Genomic DNA, 16,591 nt, shown 5'->3' on the forward strand with positions numbered 1-16,591 from the left:
GAGGATTACTCCTGGTTATGTGCCGATGTATATTCAATCGTCCAGATATTATCCATTTACTGTTCAACACTAACTCTTTGTCTCTTCTGTCATGTTTAACTGGGCTCGTAAGCAATGATGCTTTCCCCTCATTGGGGGAAAAGGCTACTGCCGGACGCTTCAACCTGAATGCGCTGCATAAGGCGAGTGGTCTTGGCACTAACAAAGCACCTGCCCAGTGGTTGCGTACTCAAACCGCAAAATCTTTGCTCGCCGAACTGGAAAAAGAAACTGTGCAGATTTGCATAGTTTCAGATGAAGGAAGAAACGGCGGCACGTTCGCCCATGAACTGCTGGCTATCGAATACGCCGGATGGATCTCATCGAGATTGAGCACAAGCATATCTATGCTAAAACGCCGTTGGTATTAGGTGAAATACACTCAGCGAAATTTTTCGCTCACTACTCAGATAGCACGGGGAGAAAGCTGCCTTGTTACTTCTATCCAGAACGCGAAACCTGCCTGTACGCAACGTCATTTTCGCGGCTGATGTTGGTTCACTCAGCTAAATGTTGGTTCAAAATCGGATGGTGTTGGTTCACTTTTTTGAAAAATAATCAAATAAAACAATGGCCTTTACGTTTTGAGGCAACTGAACCAACCGAACCAACACATTTTGCATGTATATAGAGAAATTTTCCGTGCGGAATTCTTTATGAGATTTTTGGCCGTACAGCAATCAGCGAGAGTGGTGGTCAGGTTTGAGCGGTGAGGGCATGCCCACGTTTTTAATTTCGGTTATGAAGGGTTTGAGAGAAAGAAGCGAGCACCTTCAGAAATGATGTACACATGGGTGTACACAAAATCGAAATAAAATTATATATATCTATATAAATCAATATGGTTATGTGGTTTATTTTCTTTCACATCAAGAAAAGCAAATAAGCTATCAGCAAGATTTACTCACCAACATGAATCCTTCAAAGCCCGCATCTGCCGGGCTTTTTTTATTAAGGGCGATCGTAACGACGCATCAACGCGCATGTTTGGCATGTATATCTGCACGTACCTATGAAATTTCTCATTTGTTAGCTTCGCTTGCTCAAGCAATTGTTTGAGTACGCTTTGATAATATATACGTAGAAAGTTATCGCAATGATAAGAGAGAAAACGCATCTGGATATGTTGGGGGAATTCCACGGTGCCGATTTCCTGTAATGCGGGAGAAACTGGAGAGTCTACTTTATGGCTGAGTATTATGGTAAGTTAGGTTTTTTCACAGGATGGTGAAATTAATCAGCAAGGAGTGATAATGTATTACAACAATGTCGTCATCAGCTATTTACAGGCCAATAAAATTCTCGCAATAAAACTTGAACGCGCTGTTTCAGGCATAGAACAACGGGTTTCCAGTCAGGTTAAAACAATAGGCGCTGGCGTAACTCGGGCCCTGTATTATACATCCTGTTTTACTGATGAGTATCAGGATGTATGTAAAAAGCAGAAGAATGAGGATGTTAGATTTGCTAAAGGTATCTACCATCTTTTACAGCGTAATGATATTGTATATGAAATGCTTCAAATATATTTTGAAGAAATATTTAGGCACAAAACAACAGAGCAGTTAGAGCATATTAAAAGAATTCTGATGGCTGTTAACATTCATATCGCTGCAGACTCTCTAACCAAATCTGGATTTGTTTTAGCTACGGCTACCTGTGTTTCGGTAGGCATGAAACTAAGCCTAGATATGGGAGCGCTTGCTGGGCGTTCTGCGGGGGTCGCCGTTACAGTGGCTGGCGTGTATGGTGTTGTGCAGAAGGCTGCAGATAGCGCTGAGCGTCTCCGAATCTGTTATCCTGCATTCTTTTCTATACTATACGAACAAGAACTTGAAATGATGTATTTTCTGGTGGCGCCGTTATTTGAACATGCCGACGCTTTTAAAGCTCAATGGGCCTCAGATGCAGAGATCGCTAATATCATCGAAAGAATGATTAGGTAGTGATGATGTCATTTATTAAAAGAGCGCTTTTGTGGTTGTTCCAGCAATTAATTTCGCTGTATGCCCCACCGCTTTGCATTGTCATATTTGCAGTGGTTTTTTTTCAAATTTTCCCTGAGGGGCCGGTTTGGCCTGTTGGTATATTCGCTGTACTTATGATTATTATCTTTGGGCGCTATGTGAAATGGTAATTCTAACGTTATTTATGATAAGGAAATTGTATGTCTACTCCCGCACATTTATGGCTTGAAGATGAAAACGGTTCTCCGATCATTGGAAGCTGCATGATGCCAACGCGTCTTGGATCTATTGAGTTAAAATCATTCTCTCATGGTATTACTATTCCAGTTGATCCAAGCTGGGGAAAACTGACAGGTACGCGTATACATCGTCCTGTGTCGATAGTGAAGGAATTCGATCAGACAACACCGCTTTTGTATCGTGCCGTGTGTGAGGGGCGCCCGATGAAGAAGGCGATTATAAAGATGTACCGCATTCTGGAGGCGGGCATTGAGGCTGAGTATTTCAACATCATCCTGGAGAACGTCAAAGTCACTACGGTTGCGCCGTATTTATCACCTACTGGTATGAGCAGTACCCACCTGGAAACGCTCGAGATGCGTTATGAGGCGATCACCTGGAAATACATGGACGGAAATATTTACTACCGCGACTCATGGAATGACCGTTGTTGTGCATGACTCCATTATTTTCACGCAAAAATGCCAGGTATCTCGTAGTAGGTACAATTTTATACATTATTTCAAAATTGAAATTCATATTGGCGGGTTTTTTGTGGCCGCCATGCCGGTAAATGTCAAAACCTTCAGCCATAATCCCGCGATACTTCGCCGGGAACAGAGCGGCTCAAAGGTGGACTTACTATGCAAATTGGTTTTATCGGCCTCGGCGCGGTGGTGGAAACCGCCTATTTACCGGCGCTGCGCCGCCTGGGATACGCCGTCGACAACTGCTGGGGTTATGACCTCGACAGCAGCAGAGCGCTGCCGGGGATCCAGCGCTGCAGTTCACTGTCAGCGCTGCTGGCCAAACCCCTGGAGACGCTTTTCATCACTACCTCATCACTCCAGCACCTGCCCGTGCTGGAAAGAGCATTAGCCAGCGGCATCTCCCGTATCGTGGTGGAAAAGCCGATCGTGGCCAACCTTGAGCAGGCCGCCCGACTGCGGGCGCTGCTGGCGTCGGCTGGGGAGGCCGACCGGGTGCTGGCCCTCGACCACTGGATGGCGCGTGGCTTAGCGCTGAACGCTCCTGGCCCGCGGTGGCGGGCGGAAGGGGAGGCCAGCCGTCTGCCACCGCCGAACCTCTCTGCGCAGGATATCGTCTGGCTCGAAGGTTATTTACAGGAGCCAAGCGGCTTTAACGCTGCCGGAGAACCGGTCGCGCTTAATTTTGCCACCGGGGAGCTGGATACCCGGCAGCTGCGTCACCCTGATGGGGTGATCCTCGATATCGGCACCCATGTCCTGGCGATGCTCCGCGAAACCCTGCATGCCAGCGGAGGCGATACGACGCTGAGCCTTTCCCTTCGGGTGGCGAAAGACCGCCTCGGCCATGACATTGCCCCTGGAGATACGGTCACCGCAGAGGGGCAGGCGCATCTGCAGGGAACCCTGGGCACTATCCCGCTCAATATCTGGCTCAACAAATACGCGGGCCCCGCGGGCGGGCAAAAGGGAATGCGGATAGGGCTGCGAGACGAGCGAATCCTCACTCTCGACCGCTCCCCTGAGGGCGAAGTGGTGACGCTTCACGACGGCGAGCGGATCCAGCGCTGGATACGGCCAGGGGCGATCTATGCACATTGTCTCGATGAGCAGATCCTCGGCGCGGAGAATCTGTTTATCCGGGCGGCGGACAGCGTGGCCGGGCTGACGCAGCGCAGGCTTGAGGAAGTGGAAATCCTGCTCCGGCTACAGCAGCAATTACGCGGCCCGCATTAAACCCGGAACATGATAAAATAGGTGCAGATAAACGTTGAAAGGAATGGTTATGGAACTTGATTGCCCTCTGTGCCACGCACCGTTAGATGTCAAAGGCAGCAGCGCGCATTGCGCCCAGTGCGAAAGGGTATTTACCCTTGAGGCCCGCTGCCCGGAATGCCACCAGCCGCTGGAGGTACTCAAGGCGTGCGGCGCGGTGGATTACTTTTGCCAGCACGGGCACGGCCTGATCTCGAAAAAACGGGTGGAATTTATTCCGCTGGTTTAGTGGATGAAGACTTTCTGGCCCGCGTTTTTTTCACCGGCGCGATCTGCTTCACTTCACTTTCGACCCAGCCGTCTTTCAGGCGGGTGGTGAGCAGATCGCCGGTTTTGACCTGTTTTGTCTGCTTCAGCACCGTACCGTCCCTCACTGAGGTGACGCTGTAGCCGCGCGCCAGGGTGGCTAAGGGACTCACTGCTTCCAGATGGGTCACCGCGTTGCCAAATCGTTCGCGCCGCTCGCTGAGGCGGCTACGCATATTTTCCGCCAGCCGGTATTCCAGCTGCTGGATCCGCGATTGCGCCCGATGGATCCGCGGCTGCGGGTTGTAGTGATTCAGACGCTGAACGGTGCGCTTTTGCTGCTGCTCGGCGCGCTTAAGCTGCGACTCCACGGCGATGCGCATCCGCTGACGCAGGCGTTCCAGGGCGGTCTGCTGGCGGGCTAACCGTAGCTGCGGGTGCTGCTGCTGCAGGCGATGGAACAGCTGGGTAAAGCGGCGCTGGCGACTGGCGAGAAAATAGTCCATCGCCATCTCCAGCCGCTGCTGCCCGGCCTGCAGCTGGCGCAGCAGCTCCTGCTGGTTGCGACTGACGATCTCCGCGGCGGCAGAGGGGGTCGGTGCCCGCAGATCGGCAACAAAATCAGCGATGGTGACGTCGGTTTCATGGCCGACGGCGCTGACGATGGGGATCTGGCTGGCGAAAATAGCCCGCGCCACCCGCTCATCGTTAAAACTCCACAGATCCTCCAGCGAGCCGCCGCCGCGCCCGACAATCAGCACGTCACATTCCTGGCGCGCGTTGGCCAGCGCGATGGCGCGCACAATCTGCCCGGGGGCGTCGTCACCCTGGACCGCGGTTGGGTAGATGATAACCGGCAGCCCGGGATCGCGGCGCCTGAGGACATGGAGAATATCATGCAGCGCGGCACCGGTTTTCGAGGTGATGACGCCGACGCAGTGGGCGGGGGAGGGGAGAGCCTGCTTATGTTTTTGCTCGAAAAGTCCTTCCGCCGTTAACTGTGCTTTCAGCTGCTCATACTTCTGCTGCAGCAACCCTTCGCCGGCGGGCTGCATGCTTTCGACGATAATCTGGTAGTCGCCGCGCGGCTCATACAGGGTGATGTTGGCGCGAACCAGCACCTGCTGCCCGTGCTGTGGGCGAAACGTCACCCGGCGGTTGCTGTTGCGGAACATCGCGCAGCGCACCTGGGCGTTATCGTCTTTTAAGGTGAAGTACCAGTGGCCGGAGGAGGGCTGGCTGAAGTTAGAGATCTCGCCGCTGATCCAAACCTGGCCCATTTCGCGCTCAAGCAGCAAACGCACCGTCTGATTGAGGCGGCTTACGGTAAAAATTGCGGGGGATTGAGAGGGTAACATGTGAGCAAGATCAAACTTTAAATCAGCAGGTTATTCAGTCGATAGTAACGCGCTCAGAGGGGATGGCAAGTATTATTTGCAAAAAAGGGTAGATGCAATCGGTTACGCTCTGTATAATGCCACGGCAATATTTATCCACCCTGGTCGAGATATTGCCCATGCTACGTATCGCTAAAGAAGCCCTGACGTTTGACGACGTCCTCCTCGTTCCCGCTCATTCTACCGTTCTGCCGAATACTGCCGATCTCAGCACTCAGCTGACGAAAACCATTCGTCTGAATATTCCTATGCTCTCTGCAGCCATGGATACCGTAACGGAAGCGCGTCTGGCTATTGCCCTGGCACAGGAAGGCGGCATCGGCTTTATTCACAAAAACATGTCCATCGAGCGCCAGGCGGAAGAAGTTCGTCGCGTGAAGAAACATGAGTCCGGCGTGGTCACCGACCCGCAGACCGTTCTGCCAACCACCACCCTGCGTGAAGTGAAAGAGCTGACCGAGCGTAACGGCTTCGCCGGCTACCCGGTGGTTACCGAAGAGAACGAGCTGGTCGGTATCATCACTGGCCGCGACGTGCGTTTCGTCACCGATTTGAACCAGCCGGTCAGCGTCTATATGACCCCGAAAGAGCGCCTGGTTACCGTACGTGAAGGCGAAAGCCGCGAAGTGGTCTTCGCTAAGATGCATGAAAAACGCGTTGAGAAGGCGCTGGTCGTGGATGAGAGCTTCCACCTGCGCGGCATGATCACCGTTAAAGATTTCCAGAAAGCAGAACGTAAACCGAATGCCTGTAAAGATGAGCAGGGCCGTCTGCGCGTAGGCGCGGCGGTCGGCGCCGGTGCCGGCAACGAAGAGCGCGTAGACGCGCTGGTGGCCGCGGGCGTTGACGTTCTGCTGATCGACTCCTCGCACGGTCATTCTGAAGGCGTCCTGCAGCGCATTCGTGAAACCCGCGCGAAATACCCGGACCTGCAAATCATCGGCGGCAACGTGGCCACCGGTGCAGGCGCGCGCGCGCTGGCGGAAGCCGGTTGCAGCGCGGTGAAAGTGGGTATCGGCCCGGGCTCCATCTGTACGACCCGTATCGTCACCGGTGTGGGCGTGCCGCAGATCACCGCTGTTTCCGACGCGGTGGAAGCACTGGAAGGGACCGGTATTCCGGTTATCGCTGACGGCGGTATCCGTTTCTCCGGCGATATCGCCAAAGCCATCGCTGCCGGCGCGGCCGCGGTGATGGTCGGCTCTATGCTGGCAGGTACCGAAGAATCCCCGGGTGAAATCGAACTCTACCAGGGCCGTTCTTACAAATCCTACCGCGGAATGGGCTCCCTTGGCGCCATGTCCAAAGGCTCCTCTGACCGCTACTTCCAGAGCGATAACGCTGCTGACAAACTGGTGCCGGAAGGTATCGAAGGCCGCGTGGCCTATAAAGGCCGCCTGAAAGAGATCATTCACCAGCAGATGGGCGGCCTGCGCTCCTGTATGGGCCTGACCGGCTGTGGTACCATTGACCTGCTGCGTACCAAAGCTGAATTCGTACGCATCAGCGGTGCGGGCATTCAGGAAAGCCACGTTCACGACGTGACCATCACCAAAGAGTCCCCGAACTACCGTCTGGGCTCCTGATTTCTTCGCCCGACCTCGCGTCGGGCGATTTATTTACTCTGTTTCACTTGCCTCGGAATTAGCGTCAATGACGGAAAACATTCATAAACATCGCATCCTCATCCTCGACTTCGGGTCTCAGTATACTCAGCTGGTGGCGCGTCGCGTGCGTGAGCTGGGCGTCTACTGTGAGCTGTGGGCATGGGATGTCACGGAAGCACAGATCCGCGAATTTAATCCAAGCGGCATCATTCTTTCCGGCGGCCCGGAAAGCACCACCGAAGAGAACAGCCCGCGCGCGCCGCAGTATGTGTTCGAAGCCGGTGTGCCGGTATTTGGCGTCTGCTACGGTATGCAGACCATGGCGATGCAGCTGGGCGGCCATGTAGAAGGCTCAAACGAGCGTGAGTTTGGCTACGCGCAGGTTGAAGTGGTTAACGACAGCGCGCTGGTGCGCGGTATCGAAGACTCCCTGACCGCAGACGGCAAACCGCTGCTGGACGTATGGATGAGCCACGGCGACAAAGTCACCGCCATCCCGTCTGACTTCGTCACCGTCGCCAGCACCGACAACTGCCCGTTCGCCATTATGGCCAACGAAGAAAAACGTTTCTACGGCGTGCAGTTCCACCCGGAAGTGACCCATACCCGTCAGGGGATGCGCATGCTGGAGCGCTTCGTGCGCGACATCTGCCAGTGTGAGGCCCTGTGGACCCCGGCTAAAATCATCGACGACGCCGTTGAGCGTATCCGCCAGCAGGTTGGCGACGACAAAGTGATCCTCGGCCTCTCCGGCGGTGTGGACTCCTCCGTTACCGCGATGCTGCTGCACCGCGCTATCGGCAAAAACCTGACCTGCGTGTTCGTGGACAACGGTCTGCTGCGCCTGAACGAAGCGCAGCAGGTGATGGAGATGTTCGGCGACCACTTTGGCCTGAACATTGTTCACGTTGAAGGCGAGCAGCGCTTCCTCGATGCGCTGGCGGGTGAAAGCGATCCGGAAGCGAAGCGTAAAATTATCGGTCGCGTTTTCGTGGAAGTGTTCGACGAAGAAGCGCTGAAGCTGGACGACGTCAAATGGCTGGCGCAGGGTACCATCTACCCTGACGTTATCGAATCTGCTGCTTCCGCCACCGGTAAAGCGCACGTCATCAAATCTCACCACAACGTGGGCGGCCTGCCGAAAGAGATGAAGATGGGCCTGGTTGAGCCGCTGCGTGAGCTGTTCAAAGACGAAGTGCGCAAGATCGGCCTGGAGCTGGGCCTGCCGTACGACATGCTCTACCGTCACCCGTTCCCGGGCCCGGGCCTTGGCGTGCGTGTGCTGGGCGAAGTGAAGAAAGAGTACTGCGACCTGCTGTGTCGTGCGGACGCTATTTTCATCGAAGAGCTGCACAAAGCTGACCTGTACAACAAAGTTAGCCAGGCGTTTACCGTGTTCCTGCCGGTTCGTTCCGTCGGCGTGATGGGTGATGGCCGTAAATACGACTGGGTGGTTTCCCTGCGTGCGGTGGAAACCATCGACTTTATGACCGCGCACTGGGCGCACCTGCCGTATGATTTCCTCGGCCGCGTCTCTAACCGCATCATCAATGAAGTGAACGGTATCTCCCGCGTGGTGTATGACATCAGCGGCAAGCCGCCAGCAACCATTGAGTGGGAATGATTTTGCGTCTGGCAACAGCCTGCACGTAAAAGCAGTAAAGTACCTCTAAGCCCGCGTAACTGCGGGTTTTTTTGTTTTTATGTCTGGCACTTTCTGGCAGCTGTAAGCAATGGGAAGCACGGTTTTTTCAATGGAATTTTTGATGGTACTCTCTGGTTTTGAATTCAGGTTTGAAAAAGTACTATGTGATAAATTTCGGTTGAGTTATGGTATTTGTTTTTTATAAATCATTTAAAAACAGATAGTTAAATAACTTTTCTGAATTTTTTACAACATGGTATTTTTTGATAAAGGAAAACAATAAACCATGTTGACTGACACCAGGCTGCGTTACCTTAAGCCGAAGGAGAAACTCTATAAAGTTAATGACCGTGATGGTCTGTATGTTGCGGTCACTCCGGCTGGAACGATCTCATTTCGTTATAACTATTCAATAAACGGAAGACAGGAGACCGTTACTTTTGGCCGCTATGGTGTGGGAGGGATCACGCTTGCAGAAGCGCGTGAACGGCTCAATGAAGCTAAAAAAATGGTTGCCGGTGGAAGATCGCCAGCGAGGGAAAAAGCCAGAGATAAAGCGCGTATCAAAGATGCGGAGACTTTTGGTGCATGGGCTGAGAAATGGTTATGCGGTTATCAAATGGCTAGAATTTGGACATTATCGCAGTTAGCCATTTATTTTTAAGGGCGGCTGAATAATGTGATGACGCTATAGTAATGTTAACGTGACACAGAATTCTGAACGCCCTCGAAAATGCCAAGCGTTGGGAATCGCAATCGCTCTTAAATTCTTTGGTATACAAAAATCATCGGTTCTGTAAGTAAACTTTCAAACCGCTATGAACAATTATATAAGCATTTTTATCAATACTATATTCAACAACCTCTTTCTTGGAAATTTTATGTTTAAATTTCACAAAGTTATTACCCCGATCGATTGTCCCAATTAAGGATCTATTAAACAAGTCTTCTAAAAGAAGCTCAGAATCAATCTCATTGCAGTTGTCTTCTATGATTTCTTTAGCTTGCTCGTACTGGCAGTTATACTTCTTGTCTATTAATTTTAATGAGTCAAAAATATTTTGTATTTGTATTGTGCTATAAAATGAAGATAGTTCATTATTTAATTCTTTAACTAACTCCGAAGCATATTGACCCAACAAACCATTTACACTATATTTATTTAATGGTATCTCATATCTTCCGGTTTCTAGCGGTTTAAAAAATAATATTAAGTCTCTAGGACGGAAATATGTATGATCACAAATGTACTTAAAACTAGACTTTGGTGCGAATTCTTCACTTACTAAACTTTCCCATGCTGATGATTTACTCATAGGAATACATGATTTTACAAATGCATTCTTTGCACGTTTCTCTATTAGTTTTTTTAAACCCAATTCATTCTCTTTGTCTTTATTTAGGAATTCTTCTTGATACCAATCTAGACTAGTTGCATAGCTAGAGAACAATTTTGCAATATCTGCCCCCAAGGGGGATAGCATTCTTTCGACATCATCACGAATCAAAATAATTGCCTTGGCTGGAATGTTATTTTTGGAGAAAATATTATTATTGACATATTTGGATATTCTAAGTAGATTTATAATTGTATCTACAGAGTCTTTATTTTCTGCATTAAACCCAATATCTAAGTCATCAAAGAATACGACATAAGAATTTTCATTCTCCACATTCAAAGGTGATTGTAAAACGGAAACTATAACTCTTTCTAAATGAGGCAGTAATTTATAATATGCAGCTCTGGATTCCTTTATTTCTACATCCTGACCATATTTCCCTTTAAAAAATCTCTTAAATTGCTCAATGCTGACTTCAAATTTATGTTTTTTGACAAGCTCTAATATTTCGCCTTTATCAATATCAATATATCCAGAGTTTTTCTTCAAAAATTCTTTTAATAATCCAAATTGTTTTGCATCCTGGGATGCTTCATTTTCAAAGAATAATTTCAATATATGTGTATAGATTAACCATTTGAACAAATATTCTTTGCTATGTGACTCATTACCTTCGACAGCACCTATTTGAACAAGAGTTTCCATATTGACAACATCTTGTCGAATAAAAGAGCAGAACAGATTTGCATCTCCTTTTGATAGGGTGTATGCATACTCAGCAAATGCACTTTTCCCACACCCTTTTCGACCGACAACGATAAATTTTTCGTTCGACAGTTCACCGAACAAATCGTGATGATCTTCATAAACATCAAATAATGATACTTTAGAAGTCGGCAGCGATTCTGCTTCTGCTTCTGGAGCACCTAGAAAAAGTGCCGCATTTTGCTTTTTTGCAAATTTACTGAATACCACTGGTACTCCTTAATATTTTTGTATAACGCATTACTAATGGACTGCTGTCGCGAATTGCTTAAGCGTATTCCAAACCTATTCTCTATTCAATAAGATTTATATACCCAATAAGCCTCAATGTAAATAGACTCGTTTTAGTCCCGTGCATTTTTTGAGTTTCAGCCAAATTATAGTGCTGTCGGTATTCCTCCAGTGTCATACTGTTCAGCGATTCATGCGGACGCTCACAGTTGTATTCTGATAACCATTTTCCCGTCATTTCACGTACTTCATTCAGCGTTCTGAACAGATAAAAATCGAGTATTTCTTTACGATATGACCTGTTAAAACGCTCAATGAAAGAGTTTTGTTTCGGCTTACCCGGCTGGATAAGCTCTAGTTTACTGTATGCTTCTCTGTCCATTCAGCCAGCGCCAGAGAGATAAATTCCGGACCATTTTCCATGCGCAGCATGACCGGATAACCGCGGTTTTCCGCGATCATGTCGAGCACACAGACTACTCGCGGAGATGGCAGATTCAGATCTATTTCAATCGACAACGCCTCACGGTTAAAGTCATCAACGACATTGAACGTGCGAAAACGACGGCCACAGGTCAGCACATCATGCATAAAATCGGCAGACCAGCTCTGGTTCAGCGTTTTCGGCGTAGCCAGTGGTGAGGGATTGCGTACCTGCAGCTGTTGTTTGCCCTTACGTCAAAAATCAGCTTCAGCAGACAGTAAATACAGTAAAGCCTTTTGTGATTCCGCGGGTATCCCTGCCGTAGCAGAACCTGGTAAAGCTTCGGAAAACTGTATCGTGGGTATTGCTCAGCCGCTGCCTGCAGGGCGGCAATAATGGGTTCATCACGCGTGGTATCCGGGTGGTAATGGTAAGCCGTTCTGCTTAGATTGAGACTCCGGCAGGCCTGACGAATATTGAGTCCGAACGTCGTTACGAGATGAGTGAACAGCTCACGCTTAAAGGCTGGTTTTAAAGCTTTTTTCGATAACGTCTTTCAGTGCCCGGTTCTCCAGGCTTAGGTCGGCAAATATCTGTTTGAGATGACGATTCTCGTCCTCAAGATCCTTGATTTTTTTAATTTCAGAAGCTTCCATGCCACCGTATCTGGACTTCCAGTTGTACAAGGTGGCTTCAGATATACCGGCCTCTTGGCAGACATGTTTAACGATTCTTCCGACTTCAACCGCTTATCAGGCATTGACGATAGCGATCTCCTTCGTTGGCAGATTGATTATGCCGGATGATCTCTAAATATGAATGGCACGATTATGCGGGATACTTACAAGTTAGTAATAGAATGTGAATAATTCCCGGCGTTAGCTGAATGAAACGAAACCCTCTGTCTCTACAGAGGGTTTTTTTATCGACTACATCACCTGATTTCTGCTGAGCGGCGTGCGCTAATCGCGCATATATTGATGCATCTGGGCCGCCGTCAGATCCCACTGGCCGCCTTCAAAGGGGGGCATATAGCTGCCATCATCTTCGCCAATCTCTGCGGCAATGAGTTGATTGAGTTTATCGTTCATTCTCATTAACAGATCCCGGTACTTCTCTGGCTCTCTGGCGAGGTTATGATTTTCTTCGGGGTCGTTAACCAGATCGAAAAGTTCAACATCATTATTCTCCAGCAGCTCAGCCAGGGTAGCAGGAATATGATGCTGCTTTAGCGAAAAGTAGCGGGCAAATTTATAGTGTCCATCGTTGATCATCCTGATCCCTGAGCGATGGGAAAAATCAGGATGGAGTGACGCGATCGCTTTTTTAAATTGATCGTGCGGCAGCTTTTCTCCAGCCAGCTTTCTGAATTTTGCCGTGTATTGTGCATCCATATACAGGATCATGCCGTAACAATAAAGCGAACCCGGACGCAGCGCATTTAAGCCCGCTTGCTCAGGATGCGCCAGTAAGGGGCTCATATCCCGGCCTTTTCTGCCCTCCAGCACTTTCTCTCGCAGCGAGCGATCGCGTCCAGTCAGGCCAATCAGTGTCGGTACTAAATCCAGATGATTAGTTAAACTATTGCAGCGGATATTTCCCGGATACGCCGGATGGCGGATGATCATTGGCACATGGATCTGCTCTTTATACACCGAGGAACCTTTACCATGCATCTGATGAGAGCCTCCGAGTTCCCCATGGTCGGCGGTAAAGACGATGATGGTATTTTGCGTCAGTTGAAGATTATCAAGTTCATTGAGGATCGCCTCAAGATGCTGGTCGTTATCGCGAATACAGTTGAAATAATAATCCAGTAATTTGCGCCAGCGCCGGTCTTCATCCGGGAACTGTCCCTCCATCACCGCCCTGGCATTCTGGTACTCTTTATGGGCGGCAGGTCTGCCTGGCTCGTCCAGGGGTTGATGGCGATTCGCAGGCAGCGGATAGTCTGGCCAGCTTTGCTGATAGATTTGGTTGTGTGGGGGTTGGGTTGGCAGCAGGGTGTGGTTTTCTTTATCCATTGGGCCTTTCCACTGCACCTGCTCGCCATGCTCATCGGTGTCGATAAACATCACATCGTGGGGGTTAACCAGGTTTACTGCCGCGAACCAGGGCTTATTTTCATCATTCAGCGGGCGGCCAGTGTTACGTAGCCAACTAATGGTCTGCCCCGTGGTGACTGAGTCAAAGAAATAGCCGCCCTTACTTTTACCAATCACATCGCCAATGCCGTGATAATCAGAGAAACCATACTTTTCCATAATTTGATGCAGTCGCGGCGTCGGGATATCGCCCAGGTCCATTTCTTCTACCGATTGACCGGCGACTGGCTGATCGATCTCCCGGGTAAGATGCCATTTCCCTTTATACGCGGTGTAATAACCCAGCTCACGCATCATGTGGCCCACCGTGCGTAATTCAGGATCCAGATCGTAATTCATCCACGGGAAGCCAAGATTATCGAACATCCTGGTGTGCGGCATATGCAGGCCGGTGTACATGACAGAGCGCGATGGTGTACAAACGTTAGCGGTATTCTGATGGTGGGTAAAGGTTATGCCGGTTTTCATCAAGCGCTCCCGGCCTGGCACCGGAAAGGGATACCGATCGAAATAACGTTCCTGATCGCAGGTTATCAATAAAATATTGTAGCCTTCGGGCATTGTGTCTGGGATCTCGCCGGTGAAAGGAATATCCCATTCCGCTTTCGGGGCGGTATTATTTTGCCTGGCGCTTCCCGTTTCTGGTAACAGGCTAACGACAGCAGCAATCCCCAAACCTTTGAGGAGATCGCGGCGATTTCCATCTATTTTATTTGGTTCTTTCATCTTCAGACTCCGTTAATTTTAATATATTTTGCCGAATCTCCGGGATAAGACTCATAATGAGGTTGGGCGGTTGGCAATTTAATAAAAGCCTTCTCATGACATTCATATAGGGCGTGATATGGCGGAAAAAAGTTAAATAACCGTGACACAGAAAGTTCTGCGCCTCGTCGTCATGCGTCAAAATACGGTGTTTAGGGCATCCCCCGTGACAGGCAAAGCGCCAGTGACAGCCCTGACAGCGGGCAGAGAGTTGGGCTTTTCGCTTCCCGAACTGTTGCTGAAATGGCGAGTTCGCCATCGCCGCCATCGCATCCTGCTTCAGATTACCCAGCTTATATTCCGCAGAAACAAAGTGATCGCAGCTGTACACATCGCCGTTTTGCTCCACCAGTAAACTCTGCCCGCATACAGGTTGCATCGTACAGAGCGTGGCGGGCTGGCCGGCCCACACGCCGAGCAGATTATCGAAATACTGGATAAATACCTTGCCGACATCATTTTCCAGCCAGTCGTCGAAAACACTGCTCAGAAATTTGCCCCAACCCGCAGGGGTAACTGACCAGGGAGCAGAGGGGGCTACGAGAGGAATAAACTGTAGATGATGGAGATGTAGTTCACGACTCAGGCAGCGATAGAGGCTTTTTCCCTGGCTTTCCGACGAACGACTGACCACTACCATGGCATTAATCGGGACGTTATGCCGCTGCAGGCAATCTATGGCCTGCACGACTCTTGTCCAGGAGGGTTTTCCGCAGCGTGTCGTACGCCAGGTGTCGTGGAGAGACGCAGGGCCGTCAATGGATAATCCGACCAGAAATCCGTGGCGGCGCAAAAAGCGAGCCCATTTATCGTTCAGCAAGATGCCGTTTGTTTGCAGGCTATTAGCGATAGTTTTGTTACCGCGATAACGCTGCTGGAGGTTAACCACTTTTTCAAAAAAATCCAGACCGCATAGAGTGGGTTCGCCGCCCTGCCAGCAGAACTCCACGTTTTCTGCTGGGGTTGATAAAATGGTGTTGTGAATGTACGCCTCCAGCGTGCGGTCGTCCATGGCGGTATCCCCGGGACGGGGGACCTCGTTTTCCAGATAGAAACAATACCGACAGGCCAGATTACATCTGTTGCCACCGGGTTTTGCTACGGTATTAAAATTAGCGCCCATTCTTTGCTATGCTCGTACGTTTTCGACGAAGAAAGAGTAAAGCTAATAGTGTTTCCGGAGGTGTGGTTATTGTTACCGATGGCAACTGGCTTTATTTTTGGGTTCATTATGCAAGCGAAAAATACAGTAGGTATCGTTATTTTTCGCGATGCGAGGGTAAATGCTTATATTTCAGCGAATCGATCGCCGTTATTAATGATTATTATGAATATTATCATGGTGAGTAATTTGCATGGTGAATGAATTTATGCCATATCGCTAAACGCGCAGGCGGAGATATCACGGTGCACTGTGAATGTGTCATTTCTTGTTCTGGCAACCCGTTTTTTATTATCGATTGGTCAGTGGCCGTTGTTGACTATTTTTCAACACGTTCGGCCTGCACGTTACTCGCTCCATGCACCCGTGCCAGTCACCGGCAGCCTGCAGGTGCTTCAGCTGGAGCCGTTTTTACAGACCGGCGGTGAACGTGAGGGGGACGACCGGCAATATGCTGGATAGCATCCGGGCGGTGGAGGTGAACCAGCTCTGGCTCGGGTTGGTTACCCTGCCTGTGCCGCGGCGGTTTCGATAGCTGGCGATCGTCATGCGTCAGGACAAAATCGTGACAAAAGGTATCGTGGCATTACTACGCCTGCTGCAGGCCGTTCGCGTATGAATCGCGGGTGGCAAAACAGACCTCAACAGAGATGTTGCATTGAAAATGGGCTCAGTCTGCGGAGGACGCTTTCCGTCTCAGATGAAGGGCTACTCGCGGGCAGTGGGCTCGACGGTAAGCGTTGACTCCTGCGAGGCTTTTTTATCCTGATGATGGTACCAGGCGCCGATGGAGGAGTAGACAAAACGTCCAAAGAAGAAGAGAAAGCTGATAAGCAGTACGATACGGGTCATGCGACGGTTAAATCGATGTCGTTTGCGCATACTGGGTGCCTGACTCACAAAAGGTTCCTTGAAG

The 16,591-nt window shown here is 49.9% G+C and carries 11 protein-coding genes and 4 pseudogenes; 9 read left to right on the forward strand and 6 right to left on the reverse strand.

All coding sequences use genetic code 11. The annotated features are described in order from the left end of the window. Positions 1-131: 131 nt before the first annotated feature. The 5 genes and pseudogenes from ACKLKD_RS03100 to ACKLKD_RS03120 form a co-directional block, all read left to right on the forward strand. Positions 132-362, forward strand: a pseudogene (locus ACKLKD_RS03100) (KilA-N domain-containing protein); the annotation flags it as partial. Positions 363-1,292: 930 nt separating this feature from the next. Further along, positions 1,293-1,985: a hypothetical protein gene (locus ACKLKD_RS03105; protein ID WP_080896830.1), complete on the forward strand. Its 693-nt coding sequence runs from the start codon at positions 1,293-1,295 to the stop codon at positions 1,983-1,985. 221 nt (positions 1,986-2,206) lie between these two features. Further along, positions 2,207-2,686, forward strand: coding sequence for an Hcp family type VI secretion system effector (locus ACKLKD_RS03110; protein WP_020317242.1), 480 nt, complete (start codon positions 2,207-2,209; stop codon positions 2,684-2,686). 183 nt (positions 2,687-2,869) lie between these two features. After that, a complete protein-coding gene (locus tag ACKLKD_RS03115) occupies positions 2,870-3,949 on the forward strand; it encodes a Gfo/Idh/MocA family oxidoreductase (protein WP_025711701.1) in 1,080 nt (359 codons plus the stop codon). A 49-nt stretch (positions 3,950-3,998) separates the two neighbouring features. Further along, positions 3,999-4,217, forward strand: a complete 219-nt coding sequence (locus ACKLKD_RS03120; protein WP_004144303.1) for a zinc ribbon domain-containing protein — start codon at positions 3,999-4,001, stop codon at positions 4,215-4,217. Here ACKLKD_RS03120 and xseA read toward each other — a convergent pair. Next, positions 4,201-5,592, reverse strand: coding sequence for an exodeoxyribonuclease VII large subunit (xseA, locus tag ACKLKD_RS03125; protein ID WP_025711702.1), 1,392 nt, complete (start codon positions 5,590-5,592; stop codon positions 4,201-4,203). The genes ACKLKD_RS03120 and xseA overlap by 17 nt on opposite strands. A 158-nt stretch (positions 5,593-5,750) precedes the next feature. On the opposite strand from xseA, the gene guaB reads away from it, so the two are divergent. The 3 genes and pseudogenes from guaB to ACKLKD_RS03140 all read left to right on the forward strand — a co-directional run. Then, positions 5,751-7,217, forward strand: a complete 1,467-nt coding sequence (gene guaB, locus ACKLKD_RS03130) for an IMP dehydrogenase (protein ID WP_004151980.1) — start codon at positions 5,751-5,753, stop codon at positions 7,215-7,217. Between the two features lie 67 nt (positions 7,218-7,284). Beyond that, positions 7,285-8,862: a glutamine-hydrolyzing GMP synthase gene (guaA, locus tag ACKLKD_RS03135; RefSeq protein WP_087805109.1), complete on the forward strand. Its 1,578-nt coding sequence runs from the start codon at positions 7,285-7,287 to the stop codon at positions 8,860-8,862. 307 nt (positions 8,863-9,169) lie between these two features. After that, positions 9,170-9,508, forward strand: a pseudogene (locus ACKLKD_RS03140) (Arm DNA-binding domain-containing protein); the annotation flags it as partial. 160 nt (positions 9,509-9,668) lie between these two features. On the opposite strand, the gene ACKLKD_RS03145 reads toward ACKLKD_RS03140, so the two are convergent. The 4 genes and pseudogenes from ACKLKD_RS03145 to ACKLKD_RS03160 all read right to left on the reverse strand — a co-directional run bounded on the left by ACKLKD_RS03145 (position 9,669) and on the right by ACKLKD_RS03160 (position 15,636). After that, positions 9,669-11,198, reverse strand: coding sequence for a P-loop ATPase, Sll1717 family (locus ACKLKD_RS03145; RefSeq protein WP_025711506.1), 1,530 nt, complete (start codon positions 11,196-11,198; stop codon positions 9,669-9,671). 82 nt (positions 11,199-11,280) lie between these two features. Then, a pseudogene (locus tag ACKLKD_RS03150) lies at positions 11,281-12,389 on the reverse strand (IS3 family transposase); the annotation flags it as partial. A 216-nt stretch (positions 12,390-12,605) separates the two neighbouring features. Continuing rightward, positions 12,606-14,474 carry a sulfatase-like hydrolase/transferase gene (locus tag ACKLKD_RS03155; RefSeq protein WP_025711504.1) on the reverse strand — a complete coding sequence of 623 codons (1,869 nt, stop codon included), beginning with the start codon at positions 14,472-14,474 and terminating at the stop codon, positions 12,606-12,608. Then, positions 14,458-15,636, reverse strand: coding sequence for an anaerobic sulfatase maturase (locus ACKLKD_RS03160; RefSeq protein WP_025711503.1), 1,179 nt, complete (start codon positions 15,634-15,636; stop codon positions 14,458-14,460). The genes ACKLKD_RS03155 and ACKLKD_RS03160 overlap by 17 nt, the downstream gene beginning before the upstream one ends. A gap of 574 nt (positions 15,637-16,210) precedes the next feature. On the opposite strand from ACKLKD_RS03160, the pseudogene ACKLKD_RS03165 reads away from it, so the two are divergent. After that, a pseudogene (locus ACKLKD_RS03165) lies at positions 16,211-16,294 on the forward strand (LysR family transcriptional regulator); the annotation flags it as partial. 89 nt (positions 16,295-16,383) lie between these two features. Here the strand turns inward: ACKLKD_RS03165 and ACKLKD_RS03170 are convergent. Next, positions 16,384-16,557, reverse strand: a complete 174-nt coding sequence (locus ACKLKD_RS03170) for a YfgG family protein (protein WP_025711502.1) — start codon at positions 16,555-16,557, stop codon at positions 16,384-16,386. Positions 16,558-16,591 lie beyond the last annotated feature (34 nt).

It is taken from the genome of Klebsiella sp. 10982 (assembly GCF_048589245.1).
GTDB classification, from domain to species: domain Bacteria; phylum Pseudomonadota; class Gammaproteobacteria; order Enterobacterales; family Enterobacteriaceae; genus Klebsiella; species Klebsiella quasivariicola.